The organism is Opacimonas viscosa (assembly GCF_024199005.1).
GTDB lineage: Bacteria > Pseudomonadota > Gammaproteobacteria > Enterobacterales > Alteromonadaceae > Opacimonas > Opacimonas viscosa.
On the sequence record NZ_JANATA010000365.1, the window covers coordinates 1 to 226 of the forward strand.

Annotated in this window: 1 pseudogene; it reads left to right on the forward strand. The window is 49.1% G+C overall.

Going from position 1 to position 226, the window contains the following annotated elements:
- Positions 1–26: 26 nt before the first annotated feature.
- Positions 27–226: pseudogene (locus NLF92_RS13945) on the forward strand (hypothetical protein); the annotation flags it as partial.

A 226-nucleotide genomic window follows, 5' to 3' on the forward strand; every position in this document is an offset into this window, starting at 1 on the left:
CAAATTCGTTACATTCAAAAGCGAGCATGGGCTTACAGTTTCAACAACACGACGTTACCCGGGCGCAAACAACCCTGTTTGAGCGTCGCCTGCACGAGCAACTGGCTCAAATTGAAAATGAGCTTGAAAAGCCTTGTTATAACCGGTCTGAGGTAAGTTTTGGCGCTGAGCTTGAGATGTACCTAATCGACCGGCACTTTATGCCAGCGGCTCTCAACGAAGCGGT